Consider the following 17786-nt stretch of genomic DNA (forward strand, 5'->3'; position numbering starts at 1 on the left):
CAAAGGGTTTTGAGATGTTGTGTTCTCATTACTCATTTGATATATTTACTTTAAAGATAATTAAAATCTAGAAAAAGAGGCGGACGTATGGATAAAAAAGAAAATACGGTCGTATTGTTTCCGCAGCTATCAGAGCGATATATTGATGAAGGTTTTTTAGCACTGAAAGAGCGGAAATTCGAAGATGCATTGCGCTGCTTTGAAATATTACGTCAGTATAATGCAGAAACGGAACAAACGGAACTAGCTTCAGTTATTTGTTTGTTAGAGTTAAAACATATGGAAGAAGCGAAAGACAAATGTGAACAGTTGCTTGAAACAGGAGCTGTATTATTTGGTGATATTCTTGAAACGTATGTGACGATTTTAGTCCAAACAAATGATTATGAAGGCGTTATTGAAACCGTTGAAAAGGTATTGCAAACGAAAGATATAATGCCTGAGCAAAAGGAAAAATTAGCACAGCTCGCTTTATTTGCAGAAGGTATGTTAAATGAAGTGGATACGTCACTAATCGATTCGAATTTTGAATTGGATGAGTTTACTAATGAAATGTTTGGAGAAAACTTTGGGCAAAAGCTAAGAGCGATTCAGCGACTTTCGTTAAAAGACTTAGATCTTGCATTACCTATTTTAAAGAAATTTTTAATAGACGAAAAACAGCACCCTTATTTGAAAACTTCTATTTTGTATAAAATGGTAGAAAATCAAATAGAAGAAGAGATAGAGGTAGAAAAGTTTGGAAATACGATTAAAGTGATTCCAGCATTTACAGGTCATAATGAGGAGCAATCCGATAACATTATACATACATTATCAAGTCGATTAGAGCAAAATTATCCTGATATATTTGATGCAATGGTTACATATTGGAAAGAATTGCGAATTAGCATTTTCCCATTTGCTCTATTAATGGATAAAGTGGAGATTTGGGCTGCTGTTTTAGAGAGAATTGGTAGAAAGCGTTTCGGATTGACTATCGATGAAGAAGAGCTTATGACAGCGTATAATATTGAATTAGAAGAGTTTCATATTGCCTATCAATGGTTATTACGTGTTGAAAGGGAAGGATATTTGCCCGTATAATTATGAAAAAGAATCGTTCGGTTCTTGAAACGAGCATATTCTATGTTATAATGTAAGGGTTGCAAAAGGCAGAAATCTGCCTGTTTGTAAGAGAAGAGAAGTGTAATTCTCTTACTTAATATGTTTCATATTATTCTCGAACAAAATATACCGTAGTTGTCTTTTAGGCAATTAGTAGATTGGAACATTATATCTGAAAGCTTTTGCTAGAGGATTATTTGTACTTTTGTTATTTCAAAAAAGAGATAATGAAGATCTTAATCTATAGAGGTATGTGCATACATTATTATAGTTGGAGGGAAAGAATAAATGGCTGCAAAATGGGAAAAATTAGAAGGTAACGTAGGCGTTTTAACAATCGAAGTTGATGCTAAAGAAGTAAACAACTCAATCGACGCTGCGTTCAAAAAAGTAGTAAAAACAATCAACGTACCAGGTTTCCGTAAAGGAAAAATGCCTCGTCCGTTATTCGAACAACGCTTTGGTATTGAATCTTTATACCAAGATGCTTTAGATATCATCTTACCAAAAGCATACGGTGAAGCGATCGATGAAGCTGGTATCTTCCCAGTTGATCATCCTGAAATCGACATCGAGAAGTTCGAAAAAAATGCTAACCTTATCTTCACTGCAAAAGTTACAGTGAAACCTGAAGTTAAATTAGGTGAGTACAAAGGTTTAGCAGTAGAAAAAGTTGAAACAACTGTAACTGACGAAGATGTAGAGAACGAATTAAAATCTTTACAAGAGCGCCAAGCTGAACTAGTTGTTAAAGAAGAAGGAACTGTTGAAAACGGTGATACAGCTGTAATCGACTTCGAAGGTTTCGTTGATGGCGAAGCATTTGAAGGCGGAAAAGGCGAAAACTATTCTCTAGCAATCGGTTCTGGTACATTCATCCCAGGTTTCGAAGAGCAAGTAATTGGTCTTAAATCTGGTGAGTCTAAAGACGTTGAAGTATCATTCCCAGAAGAGTACCATGCTGCTGAATTAGCTGGCAAACCAGCAACATTCAAAGTAACAATTCACGAAATCAAAACAAAAGAACTTCCGGAGTTAAACGACGAGTTCGCTAAAGAAGCAGACGAAGCGGTTGCAACTCTTGATGAATTAAAAGCGAAACTTCGCACAAACTTAGAAGAAGGCAAAAAGCACGAAGCTGAGCACAAAGTACGTGACGAAGTAGTAGAATTAGCTGCTGCTAACGCTGAAATCGAAATTCCAGAAGCTATGATCAACACTGAGTTAGATCGTATGGTTCGTGAATTCGAGCAACGTTTAAGCCAACAAGGTATGAACCTTGAGCTTTACTACCAATTCACAGGTACTGATGCTGACAAGTTAAAAGAGCAAATGAAAGAAGACGCTCAAAAACGCGTAAGAATCAACCTTGTTCTTGAAGCTATCATTGAAGCTGAAAACATCGAAGTTACTGAAGAAGAAGTAACTGAAGAAGTTGAAAAAATGGCTGAAATGTACGGTATGCCAGTAGACGCTATCAAGCAAGCTCTTGGAAGCGTAGACGCTTTAGCTGAAGATCTTAAAGTTCGTAAAGCTGTAGACTTCTTAGTAGAAAACGCTGCATAATAAAATAACAAGGCACGATTTTAATCGTGCCTTGTTTTATAAATATAGAAATATATTTATAAAACTTTTCGATGAAGAAGGAAAACTTCCTTAATAAGTCGAATATACATATTTCAAAAGTTTTAAAAACTTTTTATTTGTACATAACTAGTCATATTATTTGTATTTCTCGCCACGTAGTGACATAATATGTATTTACATACGATACATTTATCGTGTACATACGAAGGCAAGAGGTTAGCACTTTGTAAGGGGTGTGAAAATATGTTTAAATTTAATGATGAAAAAGGGCAATTAAAATGTTCTTTCTGTGGTAAAACACAAACGCAAGTTCGAAAGTTAGTTGCAGGTCCAGGTGTTTACATTTGTGATGAGTGTATCGAACTTTGTACTGAAATTGTACAAGAGGAGCTTGCGAAAGACGAAGAAGTAGAATTCAAAGATGTACCGAAACCGGTAGAAATTCGTGAAATCTTAGATGAGTATGTCATCGGACAAGATAACGCGAAAAAAGCACTAGCGGTAGCGGTATATAACCATTACAAACGCATTAATTCTAACAGCAAAATTGATGATGTAGAATTAGCGAAGAGTAATATCGCACTTATCGGGCCAACAGGTAGTGGTAAAACATTACTGGCACAAACGTTAGCGCGTATTTTAAATGTTCCATTTGCAATCGCGGACGCGACATCTTTAACTGAAGCTGGATACGTTGGGGAAGATGTAGAAAACATCTTACTTAAATTAATCCAAGCAGCTGATTATGATGTAGAGAAAGCGGAAAAAGGAATCATTTATATTGATGAGATTGATAAAGTGGCACGTAAGTCCGAAAATCCATCAATTACACGTGATGTATCTGGTGAAGGTGTGCAGCAGGCACTTCTGAAAATTTTAGAAGGTACTGTAGCAAGCGTTCCACCTCAAGGTGGTCGTAAGCATCCGCACCAAGAGTTTATTCAAATTGATACAACGAACATCTTATTCATCTGTGGTGGAGCGTTTGATGGCATCGAGCCAATTATTAAACGTCGTCTTGGTGAAAAAGTAATTGGATTTGGTTCTGAGAAGAAAAATGCTGATGTAAATGAGAAGCATGTTTTATCTCACGTATTACCAGAGGACCTTTTAAGATTTGGTTTAATTCCAGAGTTTATCGGTCGTCTTCCAGTTATTGCGAACCTAGAACCGCTTGATGAAGATGCTCTTGTTGATATTTTAACGAAACCGAAAAATGCACTTGTTAAGCAATTCCAAAAACTATTGGAGCTTGACGATGTTGAGTTAGAGTTTGAAGAAGGCGCACTAATTGAAATTGCGAAAAAAGCAATTGAACGTAAAACGGGTGCTCGTGGACTTCGTTCTATTATTGAAGGCTTAATGCTAGATGTAATGTTCGAACTTCCATCTCGTAAAGATATCGAGAAGTGTGTTCTTACAAAAGAAACAGTAGCTGATAATGCACCGCCAAAATTGGTGTTACAAGACGGTACTGTACTTGATACAAAAACATCTGCATAATGCGAAGGAGAAACAGCAATTTTTATAATTGCTGTTTTTCTTTATGTTTAGCTATGTTCCTCCGCGGAAATACTAAGAGATAAAACATTGCGGGAGGAAATAAATGATGAGCTGGACAAATATATTTTTACTTGTTCAACTTGTTTTTGGTGTAATTGTCGGATTGTATTTTTGGCATTTACTTCGAAATCAGCGAACACAAAAAGTTTCAATTGATCGAGAATCGAAAAAAGAATTAGAACAGCTTCGTAAAATGCGTGAGATTTCTTTAACAGAGCCGCTTGCGGAAAAGGTACGTCCTACATCCTTTTTAGATATTGTAGGGCAAGAGGACGGGATTAAGTCGTTAAAAGCGGCTCTTTGTGGTCCGAATCCACAGCATGTGATTATATATGGCCCACCAGGTGTCGGAAAGACAGCGGCAGCACGTCTCGTATTAGAAGAAGCGAAACGAAATCCGAAATCTCCATTTCGCACAAATGCAACATTTATTGAACTGGATGCGACGACAGCTCGGTTTGATGAACGTGGTATTGCAGACCCTTTAATCGGTTCGGTGCATGATCCAATTTATCAAGGTGCTGGTGCGATGGGGCAAGCAGGTATTCCGCAACCGAAAAAAGGTGCGGTAACAGATGCACACGGTGGTATTTTGTTTATTGATGAGATTGGTGAACTACATCCGATTCAAATGAACAAAATGTTAAAGGTGTTAGAAGATCGGAAAGTGTTTTTGGAAAGTGCATACTATAGTGAAGAGAATACGATGATTCCAACGTATATACATGACATTTTTCAAAAAGGTTTACCAGCCGATTTTCGCTTGGTTGGGGCGACGACACGTTCGCCAGAGGAGATTCCTCCTGCTATTCGATCGCGCTGTTTAGAAGTGTTTTTCCGTGAGTTAGATACAGAAGAAATTCAAAAAGTAGCGAAGAATGCAGCTGACAAAGTGGAAATGCAAATTGGTGAGAATGGTATTGAAATGATAGGGATGTATACAAGAAATGGACGAGAAGCGATTAATCTTGTACAAATTTCAGCTGGAATGGCAATAAATGAGGAGCGTTCTTTCATTAAAGATGAAGATATAGAGTGGGTTGTTCACTCTAGTCAGCTTACACCGAAGTATGAAAAGCGTATTTATCCTATTCCGAGAATCGGTCTTGTAAATGGACTTGCTGTGTACGGACCAAATACAGGTGCGTTATTAGAAATTGAAGTAACAGCAATCAAGGCAAAAGATAAAGGATCGGTAAATGTTACCGGAATTGTTGAAGAGGAAAGTATTGGTAGTCAAACGAAATCAATTCGCCGTAAAAGTATGGCGAAAGGTTCTGTAGATAATGTATTAACAGTACTTCGTTCTCTAGATGTGTTGCCAGAAGGGTACGATATACATATTAATTTTCCAGGTGGTATCCCAATTGATGGGCCTTCTGCAGGAATTGCTATGGCAACAGGTGTATATTCAGCAGTGCATCGTACGTATGTGAATAATGAAGTAGCGATGACCGGTGAGATAAGTATACACGGAGAAGTGAAACCTATTGGTGGTGTGTATGCAAAAATAAAAGCTGCGAAAAAAGCAGGTGCGAAGAAAGTCATCATTCCTGCTGAAAACATGCAACCGTTTTTGTACACAATAAAAGGAATTGAAATCATTCCTGTTCGTAAGTTAAATGAAGTATTTGAGCTAACATTTATGCAGGAAAATATGCATCGAGAGCTTGATATACATACTGCTGTGGACGAAACAGATGCACAATCAATGTAAAAATAAACAATAATAAAATTTGCCAGACTTCGTTTAAGTTTGTATGCTTAATCGGAGTCTTTTTTCTTTTCGTGAGGTAGAAAAACAAGCTATTTACAATTGCGAGTAATCTCAGCAATTGCATCTAGGTGTATTGTAATATAAAATAGTTGAACAGGAGTTTAATTTATTATGGAGGTGCTATGTCTAGTATGAATACGAATGAAAGAATCGTACCCCTCCTACCATTAAGAGGCGTTCTCGTATATCCAACGATGGTTCTGCATCTTGATGTAGGACGTGATAAATCGATACAAGCACTAGAGCAGGCGGCAATGGATGAAAATATCATCTTTTTAGCAATGCAAAAAGAAATGAATATCGATGATCCGAAAGAAGATGACATATATAGTGTAGGTACAGTGGCGAAAGTGAAGCAAATGTTAAAATTGCCGAACGGTACGCTTCGTGTCCTTGTAGAAGGTTTACATAGAGCAGAAGTAGTAGAGTTTATCGAAGAAGAAAATGTAGTACAAGTTTCTATCAAAACGGTAACGGAAGAAGTGGAAGATAATCTAGAAGAGAAAGCTCTTATGCGTACGTTACTGGAGCATTTCGAACAATATATTAAAGTTTCGAAAAAAGTTTCAAATGAAACATTTGCAACGGTAGCGGATGTAGAAGAGCCAGGGAGATTAGCTGATTTAATTGCTTCTCACTTGCCAATTAAGACGAAGCAGAAACAAGAAATTTTAGAGATTATATCTGTGAAGGAACGATTACATACACTTATTTCAATTATTCAAGATGAACAAGAGTTACTTAGTTTAGAAAAGAAAATTGGACAAAAAGTGAAACGTTCAATGGAGCGCACGCAAAAAGAATATTTCTTACGTGAGCAAATGAAGGCGATTCAAACTGAACTTGGCGATAAAGAAGGTAAGGGCGGGGAAGTTGAAGAACTTCGCGAGAAAATTGAACAGTCGGGAATGCCTGAAGAAACAATGAAGGCTGCACTGAAAGAATTAGACCGTTATGAAAAGTTACCAGCAAGTTCTGCGGAGAGCGGTGTTATTCGCAATTATATGGATTGGTTATTAGCACTTCCGTGGACAGAAGCAACAGAAGATATGATTGATCTTGTTCATTCTGAAGAGATTTTAAACAAAGATCATTATGGTCTTGAGAAAGTGAAAGAGCGCGTACTTGAATATTTAGCGGTACAGAAGTTAACGAATTCATTAAAAGGACCTATCCTTTGCTTAGTAGGACCTCCTGGGGTCGGAAAAACTTCGTTAGCGCGTTCAATTGCAACATCATTAAATCGTAATTTTGTCCGTGTTTCCCTTGGTGGTGTACGTGATGAATCTGAAATTCGTGGTCACCGTCGTACGTATGTTGGAGCGATGCCAGGACGTATTATTCAAGGTATGAAAAAGGCGAAATCAGTTAATCCAGTCTTTTTATTAGATGAGATTGATAAAATGTCTAACGATTTCCGTGGAGATCCATCTGCAGCATTACTTGAAGTGTTAGATCCAGAACAAAACCATAACTTCAGTGATCATTATATTGAAGAACCATATGATCTATCGAAAGTTATGTTTGTAGCAACTGCAAATACACTTTCAAGTATTCCAGGTCCATTACTTGACCGTATGGAAATTATTTCGATTGCTGGCTATACAGAACTTGAAAAAGTTCATATCGCTCGTGAACATTTATTGCCGAAACAATTAAAAGAGCATGGCTTACGAAAAGGTAATTTACAAGTACGTGATGAAGCACTTCTTGAAATTATTCGTTATTATACACGTGAGGCTGGTGTTCGTACGCTAGAGCGCCAAATTGCAAAAGTTTGCCGTAAAGCAGCAAAAATTATCGTTACAGCAGAACGCAAGCGCATTGTTGTAACGGAGAAAAATGTTGTTGATTTACTTGGTAAGCACATATTCCGTTATGGGCAAGCCGAAAAAACAGACCAAGTTGGTATGGCGACAGGTTTAGCGTATACAGCAGCAGGCGGGGATACACTTGCGATCGAAGTCTCTGTAGCGCCAGGTAAGGGGAAATTAATTTTAACAGGGAAACTTGGGGATGTTATGAAAGAATCAGCACAAGCTGCGTTTAGTTATATTCGTTCTCGTGCAGAAGAGCTTCAGATTGATCCGAATTTCCATGAGAAAAATGATATTCATATCCATGTTCCAGAAGGAGCAGTTCCAAAAGATGGACCGTCAGCAGGTATTACGATGGCAACGGCACTTATTTCTGCACTAACAGGTATTCCTGTAAGTAAAGAAGTGGGGATGACAGGTGAAATTACACTTCGTGGCCGTGTATTACCAATTGGTGGTTTAAAAGAAAAAACATTAAGTGCTCACCGCGCAGGTTTAACTAAGATTATTTTACCAGCGGAAAATGAGAAAGATTTAGATGATATTCCAGAGAGCGTAAAAGAAAACCTTACGTTTGTGCTTGCATCTCATTTAGATGAAGTATTGGAGCACGCATTAGTAGGAGTGAAACAATGAAAGTAACAAAAGCAGATATTGTAATTAGTGCTGTTAAACCAGAACAATATCCAGACAGTGATTTACCAGAAATTGCATTAGCAGGTCGTTCAAATGTCGGGAAGTCTTCCTTTATTAATAAAATTTTAAATCGTAAAAAGTTAGTACGTATTTCTTCTAAACCAGGAAAAACGCAAACGTTGAACTTTTTCTTAATCAATGAGATGATGCATTTTGTTGACGTTCCAGGTTATGGATATGCGAAAGTATCTAAATCAGAGCGCGCAGCATGGGGCAAAATGATTGAAACGTACTTTACAACGCGTGAGCAACTAGACGCAGCTGTATTAGTAGTTGATCTACGCCACAAACCAACAAGCGATGACGTGATGATGTATGATTTCTTAAAACACTATGAAATCCCAACAATTATTATTGCGACGAAAGCCGATAAAATTCCGAAAGGGAAATGGCAAAAGCATTTAAAAGTTGTAAAAGAAACGCTTGCTGTTGAAATTGGCGATGAAATTGTTCTATTCTCTTCTGAAACAGGACTTGGAAAAGAAGAAGCATGGAAAGCAATTCATAAAATGACAAAAACAAAAAACGCGTGACGAATGTCGCGCGTTTTTTTCTTTATACAATTTTAGCGTACATTTAATGTAACTTCAATATTTCCTCGTGTTGCTTTAGAGTAAGGACATACACCGTGAGCGGCTTCTACAAGTTCTTGTGCTTCGCTATGTGAAACGCCAGCGACATGTACATCAAGTACAACAGATAGGCCGAAACCACCATCTGTATCTTTGCCGATAGAAACGTGAGCAGTTACTTCTGTACTTTCTACTTTCACACGTTTTGTACGAATAACAAGTTGTAATGCACTATCAAAACAAGCGGCATAACCAGCAGCAAATAGTTGTTCTGGATTTGTTGCCTCTCCGCCTGCACCACCTAGTGCTTTCGGCATTTTTACATCAAGATTTAATATGCCATCATCTGAGACTACTTTTCCGTTTCTTCCACCTGTTGCTGTTACTGAAGCAGTATATAATTTATCCATGTTTATTCCCCTTTTCTATCATTAATTGTTTTCATTGTTTCAATTAGTTTATTTAATTGAATTAATAAAGAACGATATTCTTGTTCTGTAATTCCTAAATTTGTTGCCATCGTTGTAGGTAATGAACAAGCCTTTTCTTTTAAATCTTTACCTTGTTCTGTTAATTCAATACAAACTTTCCGCTCGTCTTCTTTGGAACGAACGCGCTTTACAAGTTGTAATGATTCCATTCGTTTTAACATAGGCGTTAACGTACCGGAATCTAAAAATAAACGTTCTCCAATTTCTTTTACTGTGAGTCCATCTTTTTCCCATAGTACGAGTAAAGTGATGTACTGGGGATACGTAATGCCCATTTCTTCTAAATACGGTCGGTAAAAGCGGGTAACTTCTCTAGAACAGGCATAAATAGAAAAACAAAGTTGGTTATCTAGATGCAAAGAATCTTCTGTCATGAATGACTCCTTCCTAATTAAGTTGTGCACAATTCAATTTCGTAAAATCAATATAACGAAAAATTAATACAATGTCAAATACATTGTATTGAGAAAGTGTGTACTATAATTTGGAACAATCATACATATTTTCCTTCACGATGAAAGAAGATAGGAAAGATAATGTTATAATTCATATGGAATAGTTTCCATCACTTGATTATGAGGGCTTTTTTTGGTAACGTACAAATAGAGTTGTTAATTTATAATCATTATAAAGTAGAAAACTTTTTATTAGTTTTACTGAATCTCCTTCATTACATACGGAGAGTGAATAAAAAAATAATCGGTTGTTCACACGATTGTCAGATTCATAAGAGGAAAGTTGTATTATGATAGTAGATAAAGTGATAAAACGGGTGAAGGGGGACATGCTGCGTGCATATTCTTGTTGTTAGTGTAAATTATCGAACAGCCCCTGTAGAATTTCGTGAGAAACTCACATTTCAGGCAGCAGAGCTAGAGCAAGCAATGACGACATTACAAAATCAAAAGAGCGTGTTAGAGAATGTCATTGTATCAACTTGTAATCGCACTGAGATTTACGCTGTTGTCGATCAATTACACACGGGACGGTATTATATTAAGAAGTTTTTAGCTGATTGGTTTCAGCTTGAAATAGAAGAAGTCGCACCATATTTAACTATTTTTGAACAAGATGGTGCAATAGATCATTTATTCCGCGTAACGTGCGGTTTAGATTCTATGGTAGTTGGAGAGACGCAAATTTTAGGTCAAATAAAAGATAGCTTTTTAGAAGCGCAACAAGTAAAAGCAACAGGCACAATTTTTAATGAATTGTTTAAACAAGTCATTACATTAGCGAAACGTGCTCACTCAGAAACGACAATTGGTGAAAGTGCAATGTCTGTCAGTTATGCTGCTGTTGAGCTTGGGAAGAAAATATTCGGCGATTTAACAGATTGTCACATACTTATTCTTGGTGCTGGCAAAATGGGTGAACTTGCACTGCAAAACTTATATGGAAGCGGTGCTCGTAAAGTAACAGTCATGAATAGGACGCTTTCAAAAGCAGAAGTAATGGCTGAGAAATATATGGGACATGCAAAGCCTTTAAGTGAATTACAATGTGCATTATTAGAAGCAGATATTTTAATTAGTTCCACTGGTGCATCTGAGTATGTCATTACGAAAGAAATGATGACAAAGGTAGAGAAAATGCGCTCCGGTAGACCATTATTTATGGTTGATATTGCAGTGCCACGTGATATTGATCCGGCAATTGATGAGCTAGAAGGTTCTTTCTTATATGACATTGATGATTTGCAAGGAGTAGTGGAAGCGAACCGTGCTGAACGTTTGAAAGAAGCAGAGAAAATTCAATTTATGATTGAAGAGGAAATTGTTTTATTTAAAACGTGGTTAAGTACGCTTGGTGTCGTTCCGTTAATATCAGCTCTTCGTGACAAGGCACTTGCTATTCAAAGTGAAACAATGGAAAGCTTGGAACGAAAAATACCAAACCTTAGTGATCGTGAGAGAAAAGTAATTAGTAAGCATACGAAAAGTATTATTAATCAATTATTAAAAGACCCAATTTTAGTAGCGAAAGAAATAGCTGCTGAAGAGGGAGCAGACGAAAAATTAGCGTTATTTGCAAAAATCTTTGATTTAGAAATGGAAGATGTAGAAAGTTGTGCGGAAGAAGTAGAACATAAAAGAGCGTGGACACCATCCGTTCCATCTTTATAACTTGGAAGGATGATCGGATGAGTTTTTTAAATAACAGTATTATTTATCATATTGCAATTATTTTATATGCTTGTAGCATTAGTTTATATTTTATAGATTATTTCCAAAGTAACCGAAAGGCGAACCGATTTGCTTTTTGGTTACTTTCGATTGTATGGGTTCTGCATTCTATTTTTATGTTGCTTAGAGCTACAGATTCAGAAACGAACCCTCTTTTAACTTTATTATCAGGGATTTATTTTTATGTTTGGCTATTGATTACGATGTCGTTAGTCATTAATCGATTTATGAGAATCGATTTTTTAGTCTTTTTTACAAATGTTGTTGCATTTGGCGTAAGCGCTTTTTCTATTTTTACGCCGCTCGGAAAGATGTCGCCCGTACTTGCAGAGCAATTGGTCTCGGAACTTGTATATGTACATGTCGGTATGGCTATTATTTCTTATGCAACATTCACTGTATCGTTCATTTTTTCTATTATGTATTTATTGCAATATCGCCTATTAAAGAAGAAAAAATGGAATGCGAGATTAAGAAGATTAGGGAATTTACCGAAGCTAGAATCGATGTCTTACGGATTAAATTTATTTTCTGTTCCATTTTTCTTACTAGCTATTTTATTAGGATGCATATGGGGATATACAAAATTGGACAATTTCCATTGGTATGATACGAAAGTGATCGGGTCTTTTGTCGTACTATTTGTATATTGTGCTGGCCTATATTTACGAGCGGCAGATGTGTTGCAAGGGAAGAAAATCGTGCAGTGGAACATTGGAGCATTTCTCGTAATGCTAATTAATATTTTTCTATTAAGCAGTTTATCCAACTTCCACTTTTGGTATTTATAATGAGGAGAGAAAATTATGCGCAAAATTATTGTAGGGTCACGAAAGAGTAAATTAGCATTAACGCAAACAAACTGGTTTATTGATCAGTTAAAAGCGCTAGGTTTACCATATGAATTTGAAGTGAAAGAAATCGTCACAAAAGGCGATGTTATTTTAGATGTTACTCTTTCAAAAGTAGGCGGAAAAGGCTTGTTTGTGAAAGAGATTGAACATGCGCTACTTACAAAAGAAATTGATATGGCTGTACATAGTATGAAAGATATGCCGGCCGTACTTCCAGAAGGATTAATGATCGGTTGTACACCGAAGCGTGTTGACCCTCGTGATGCTTTTATCTCAAAAAACGGTGCATCGTTTAAAGAGTTAGCAGAAGGTGCTATTTTAGGTACGAGTAGTTTAAGACGTAGTGCACAGCTACTCGCTGCGAGACCAGATTTACAAGTGAAGTGGATTCGCGGAAATATCGATACACGTTTACGTAAATTAAAAGAAGAAGATTACGATGCAATCATTTTAGCAACAGCTGGATTACAAAGAATGGGCTGGGATGATGAAGTTATTACAGAACATTTAGATGAGACGTTATGTGTACCTGCTGTAGGACAAGGTGCATTAGCGATTGAGTGCCGTGAAGATGATACGGATTTACTACAGTTGTTAGCGCATATAAATGATGCAGTAACAGAAAGAGCAGTGGCAGCAGAACGAGTATTTCTTCATAAACTTGAAGGTGGATGCCAAGTTCCAATCGCTGGATATGCAACTCTTACAGAAAATGATGCAATCGAATTAACAGCTCTTGTCGGGTCTATGGACGGTTCTGTTTTATTGAAAGAGACAGTAGTAGGAACTGATCCAAAGGAAGTAGGATTAGAGGCTGCGGACCGTTTAATTAAACAAGGCGCAAAAGAACTCATTCTTGCTGCAAATAAGGGGCAACAATAAATATGAACGCTCTCGCTGGCAAAACGGTATTGATTACACGTGCCCAGCATCAAGCAAAACAAATGAGTGTAGCGGTGAAAGAAAAGAGCGGAATTCCATTGGAAATTCCGCTTTTGCGTATGGAAGGTATGTCTCATAGGCAAATTCACCATATAGCAGGGCAGCTGCATTCGTATGACTGGGTTATTTTTACGAGCAAAAATGGGGTAGCTTTTTTTCTAGATAGTTTGAGAAAGAAGATGCCCGTAACGACTAAAATTGCTGCAGTAGGCGTGAAGACAAGGTTAGAGTTAGAAAAACGGGGCTATAAAGTGGACTTCGTTCCAACCTCATTTGTGGCAGAAGTATTTGCAGAAGAGTTTGTAAAAAAACTAAGTGGAAAAGAATGCATTTTATTTCCGAAAGGGAATTTAGCAAGAGATGTAATTCCAGTTGCGCTTCGCGAAATTGGTGTTTCTCTAGATGAGCTAATCGTATATGGTACGAAAGAAAATGTAGAGAAAAAACAAGAGTTGATAGAAGCGTTAGAAGTAGGGAAAGTAGACGTTATTACATTTACGAGCCCTTCAACTGTTACTAGTTTTGTTCGTTTACTTGAGGGTACAAACTGGAGAGAATGGACAAAAAAATGTACAATTGCTTGTATAGGGCCTATTACGGAAAAAGAGGCGAGCCTTTATTTTCCGCATATTATTATGCCGAAAGAGTACACTGTAGAAGCATTGCTACAATGTATTTGTGAATCTATAAAGTGAAACTTTAATTAGTAGGGTCTTACTGCCCGCAAATAGCGGGATAAAATAAAAGAATGGGGATAGAAATTTATGAACTCTTTACAATTTAATCGTCATCGTCGCTTAAGACAAAGTGGTAATATGCGTGCGCTTGTGCGTGAAACGTTTTTACATACGGAAGATTTTATTTACCCTATTTTTGTATTAGAAGGAGAAAACGTTCGTAATGAAGTGCCTTCTATGCCAGGCGTATATCAAATGTCTTTAGATTTATTGCAAGCTGAAATGCAAGAGGTTGTTGATTTAGGTATCCGTTCTGTTATTGTATTTGGTTTACCTGCTGAAAAAGATGAAGTTGGATCATCAGCATATTGTGATCATGGAATTGTGCAACGTGCAATTCAGCAAATTAAAGGTGAATTTCCTGAGCTAGTAGTAGTTGCAGATACTTGTTTATGTCAATTCACAAGCCATGGTCATTGCGGTGTAATTGAAGATGGTATTATTTTAAATGACGAGTCTCTTGCAGTTCTTGCGAAAACAGCTGTCAGCCAAGCGAAAGCGGGAGCAGACATTATTGCGCCATCAAACATGATGGACGGATTTGTAACAGCAATTCGCCACGCATTAGATGAAAATGGCTTTGGACATGTACCAGTTATGTCGTACGCTGTGAAATATTCATCAGCATTTTACGGGCCGTTCCGCGATGCGGCGCACGGTGCACCACAATTTGGTGATCGTAAAACATATCAAATGGATCCAGCGAACCGTATGGAAGCATTCCGTGAAGCAGAATCAGATGTAATGGAAGGGGCAGATTTCTTAATTGTAAAGCCAGCTCTTTCTTACTTAGATATTGTTCGTGATGTGAAAAATAACTTTAATTTACCAGTCGTTGCTTATAACGTAAGTGGTGAATATTCGATGATTAAAGCGGCAGCGCAAAATGGTTGGATTAATGAAAAAGAAGTTGTACTTGAAAAATTAATTAGCATGAAACGTGCAGGAGCAGATTTAATTATTACGTATCATGCGAAAGATGCAGCAAGATGGTTACAAGAAGGAGGCGCTAAATAATGAAAAAGTTTGATAAGTCGATTGCGGCGTTTGAAGAGGCGCAAGATTTAATGCCTGGTGGCGTAAATAGCCCAGTTCGTGCCTTTAAGTCTGTTGGTATGAATCCGTTGTTTATGGAGCGTGGAAAAGGCTCTAAAGTATATGATATCGATGGAAATGAATACATCGATTACGTATTATCATGGGGACCTTTAATTCATGGTCATGCGAATGATCGTGTTGTTGAAGCTTTAAAATCTGTTGCTGAAAGAGGAACAAGCTTCGGTGCTCCAACGGAAATTGAGAATAAATTAGCGAAACTTGTTATTGAGCGCGTACCATCAATTGAGATTGTACGTATGGTTAACTCTGGAACAGAAGCGACAATGAGTGCGCTACGTTTAGCGCGTGGTTATACAGGTCGTAACAAAATTTTGAAATTCATCGGTTGTTACCACGGTCATGGTGATTCGTTATTAATTAAAGCGGGTTCTGGTGTGGCGACGCTAGGTTTACCAGATAGCCCTGGTGTACCAGAAGGTGTAGCGAAAAATACGATTACAGTAGCGTATAACGATTTAGAAAGTGTGAAATACGCTTTCGAACAATTCGGTGATGATATTGCTTGTGTCATCGTAGAACCAGTAGCAGGGAATATGGGTGTTGTTCCTCCGCAACCAGGATTTTTAGAAGGTCTTCGTGAAGTAACAGAGCAAAACGGCGCATTACTTATTTTTGATGAAGTCATGACAGGATTCCGAGTTGCTTATAATTGTGGACAAGGTTATTACGGTGTAACACCTGATTTAACTTGTTTAGGTAAAGTAATCGGTGGTGGCTTACCAGTAGGAGCATACGGTGGTAAAGCAGAAATTATGCGACAAGTTGCACCGAGCGGACCGATTTACCAAGCAGGTACTTTATCAGGTAACCCACTTGCAATGGCAGCAGGTTATGAAACATTAGTACAGTTAACGCCAGAATCATATGTAGAATTCGAGCGTAAAGCTGAAATGTTAGAAGCTGGCTTACGTAAAGCGGCTGAAAAACATGGTATTCCGCATCATATTAACCGTGCGGGTTCTATGATTGGTATCTTCTTTACAGATGAACAAGTTATTAATTACGATGCAGCAAAATCTTCAAACTTAGAATTCTTTGCAGCTTACTATCGTGAAATGGTAGAGCAAGGTGTATTCTTGCCGCCATCTCAATTTGAAGGCTTATTCTTATCGACAGCACATAGTGATGCAGATATTGAAGCGACAATTGCAGCGGCTGAGATTGCCATGTCAAAATTAAAAGCTTAATCGAATAACGAAAATCGCTCTCCATAAGGGGAGCGATTTTTTTTATTCATAAAGTCAGCTTTCCGCACATAAATCTGTAATGACATATAGTTTGGGAGGGGGAAAAGAAGTGGCAACAGATCATTCATTACGTTTTTCATTAAAAGAATCTGTTTGGTTCCAAAAAGGACAGGAAGTCGAAGAACTTTTGTCAATTTCGTTAGATCCAGACGTTGAGATAGAAGAGCTTGATCATGAAGTTATCGTGAGAGGGCAATTAGATTTAACGGGAGAGTATGTTGCAAGGCAAGATGATTCGGCTTATTCATTAAGAGATCTATCACCAGCGAAGTCAATTGATTATGTAGAAACAAGAGAAGATGGGGTTAATGAACTTGTTCATTCCTTTCCGCTTGAAATATCAATTCCGAGAAACCGTGTGAAAGTAATTGAAGAACTATATGTATCTATCGAAGAATTTGATTATGAATTAAAGGAAAATGGTTGCTTACAATTATTAGCGGATATATCTATTACAGGTTTATGTGATGAAGAAAGAATTGAGGATGAAGAGGAAGAAACGGCGTATGCTGAGTTAGAGGATGATGCAGCGCAAGAGTATGAAACTAGACCAACGCCGCACGTAGAAGAACCAGCTTATAAGGAATCGGATGAGTGGGAAGATTACGCATTTGAACCGTTCCAACTAGAAGAAAGAAAAGAGCAGGAAGTAGAGGAAGAGGAAATAGAAGAACATGAATTTGTAGAGCGTGAAGAAGAAAAAGAAACAACGCCGCAATTTGAATTGTTCGGACGAAAAGATTTCAAGAAAGAGAAAGAGAAAAAGAAAAAGCAAGAAGAGCAAGAAGAAGAAGCCTACTCACAGCGAGATGAAAATGCGCTGTATTTAACGAAAATATTTACGAAAGAACCAGAAGAAGAATTTACAAAGTTAAGAATGTATTTCGTGCAAGAAGGAGATACAATCGAATCTGTTGCAGATCGTTATGAAACGTCTGTACAAAACTTATATCGTGTCAATCAAACAGAAGATATATATTTAACGGCAGGACAAATTATTTATATTCCCGTTTCAAGAGCAAAAGCGAAATAAGTGAGTGTTTTTCACTCACTTATTTTCCTAAAGGCTATGTTTTGAATAGAAAGGGTTA

At 37.4% G+C, this 17786-nt stretch carries 15 protein-coding genes; 13 read left to right on the top strand and 2 right to left on the bottom strand.

Features of this window, described 5'->3' with window-relative positions:
• The first annotated feature begins 87 nt into the window (after window positions 1-87).
• From DN390_RS04420 to ysxC, 6 genes are all read left to right on the top strand, one after another.
• A complete protein-coding gene (locus DN390_RS04420; RefSeq protein WP_098199037.1) occupies window positions 88-1086 on the top strand; it encodes a tetratricopeptide repeat protein in 999 nt (332 codons plus the stop codon).
• A 309-nt stretch (window positions 1087-1395) separates the two neighbouring features.
• Window positions 1396-2673 (top strand): trigger factor, encoded by a 1278-nt coding sequence (gene tig, locus DN390_RS04425; protein WP_147806697.1) that lies wholly within the window; start codon window positions 1396-1398, stop codon window positions 2671-2673.
• Between the two features lie 264 nt (window positions 2674-2937).
• Complete coding sequence (gene clpX, locus DN390_RS04430) at window positions 2938-4197, top strand: ATP-dependent protease ATP-binding subunit ClpX (RefSeq protein WP_000472281.1); 1260 nt, start codon at window positions 2938-2940, stop codon at window positions 4195-4197.
• Window positions 4198-4303: 106 nt separating this feature from the next.
• A complete protein-coding gene (gene lonB / locus DN390_RS04435; RefSeq protein ID WP_141439235.1) occupies window positions 4304-5974 on the top strand; it encodes an ATP-dependent protease LonB in 1671 nt (556 codons plus the stop codon).
• Between the two features lie 182 nt (window positions 5975-6156).
• A complete protein-coding gene (lon, locus tag DN390_RS04440) occupies window positions 6157-8487 on the top strand; it encodes an endopeptidase La (RefSeq protein WP_060632419.1) in 2331 nt (776 codons plus the stop codon).
• Window positions 8484-9080, top strand: coding sequence for a ribosome biogenesis GTP-binding protein YsxC (gene ysxC / locus DN390_RS04445; protein WP_048531469.1), 597 nt, complete (start codon window positions 8484-8486; stop codon window positions 9078-9080). Before lon ends, ysxC begins: the two co-directional genes overlap by 4 nt.
• A gap of 32 nt (window positions 9081-9112) precedes the next feature.
• On the opposite strand, the gene DN390_RS04450 is transcribed toward ysxC, so the two are convergent.
• Complete coding sequence (locus DN390_RS04450; protein ID WP_060632418.1) at window positions 9113-9529, bottom strand: organic hydroperoxide resistance protein; 417 nt, start codon at window positions 9527-9529, stop codon at window positions 9113-9115.
• A gap of 2 nt (window positions 9530-9531) precedes the next feature.
• Window positions 9532-9984 carry a MarR family winged helix-turn-helix transcriptional regulator gene (locus DN390_RS04455; RefSeq protein ID WP_060632417.1) on the bottom strand — a complete coding sequence of 151 codons (453 nt, stop codon included), beginning with the start codon at window positions 9982-9984 and terminating at the stop codon, window positions 9532-9534.
• Window positions 9985-10401: 417 nt separating this feature from the next.
• Between DN390_RS04455 and hemA the strand changes: the two genes are divergently transcribed.
• The 7 genes from hemA (at window position 10402) to spoVID (ending at window position 17728) form a co-directional block, all read left to right on the top strand.
• Entirely contained in the window at window positions 10402-11736 is a 1335-nt protein-coding gene (gene hemA, locus DN390_RS04460) for a glutamyl-tRNA reductase (RefSeq protein WP_098608600.1), read from the top strand.
• Between the two features lie 17 nt (window positions 11737-11753).
• A complete protein-coding gene (locus DN390_RS04465) occupies window positions 11754-12587 on the top strand; it encodes a cytochrome C assembly family protein (protein ID WP_000008996.1) in 834 nt (277 codons plus the stop codon).
• A gap of 15 nt (window positions 12588-12602) precedes the next feature.
• The gene (gene hemC / locus DN390_RS04470) at window positions 12603-13532 is read left to right on the top strand and encodes a hydroxymethylbilane synthase (protein ID WP_060632415.1); all 930 of its coding nucleotides are present in this window, start codon (window positions 12603-12605) and stop codon (window positions 13530-13532) included.
• A gap of 2 nt (window positions 13533-13534) precedes the next feature.
• A complete protein-coding gene (gene hemD / locus DN390_RS04475) occupies window positions 13535-14287 on the top strand; it encodes a uroporphyrinogen-III synthase (protein ID WP_147806698.1) in 753 nt (250 codons plus the stop codon).
• Window positions 14288-14356: 69 nt separating this feature from the next.
• The gene (gene hemB, locus DN390_RS04480) at window positions 14357-15346 is read left to right on the top strand and encodes a porphobilinogen synthase (protein WP_001087079.1); all 990 of its coding nucleotides are present in this window, start codon (window positions 14357-14359) and stop codon (window positions 15344-15346) included.
• Window positions 15346-16635, top strand: coding sequence for a glutamate-1-semialdehyde 2,1-aminomutase (gene hemL, locus DN390_RS04485; RefSeq protein WP_088022430.1), 1290 nt, complete (start codon window positions 15346-15348; stop codon window positions 16633-16635). The genes hemB and hemL overlap by 1 nt, the downstream gene beginning before the upstream one ends.
• Before the next feature lie 109 nt (window positions 16636-16744).
• Complete coding sequence (spoVID, locus tag DN390_RS04490) at window positions 16745-17728, top strand: stage VI sporulation protein D (RefSeq protein ID WP_147806699.1); 984 nt, start codon at window positions 16745-16747, stop codon at window positions 17726-17728.
• Window positions 17729-17786 lie beyond the last annotated feature (58 nt).

Origin of the sequence: Bacillus sp. SH7-1, from assembly GCF_008042405.1 — a bacterium.
GTDB classification, from domain to species: domain Bacteria; phylum Bacillota; class Bacilli; order Bacillales; family Bacillaceae_G; genus Bacillus_A; species Bacillus_A thuringiensis_N.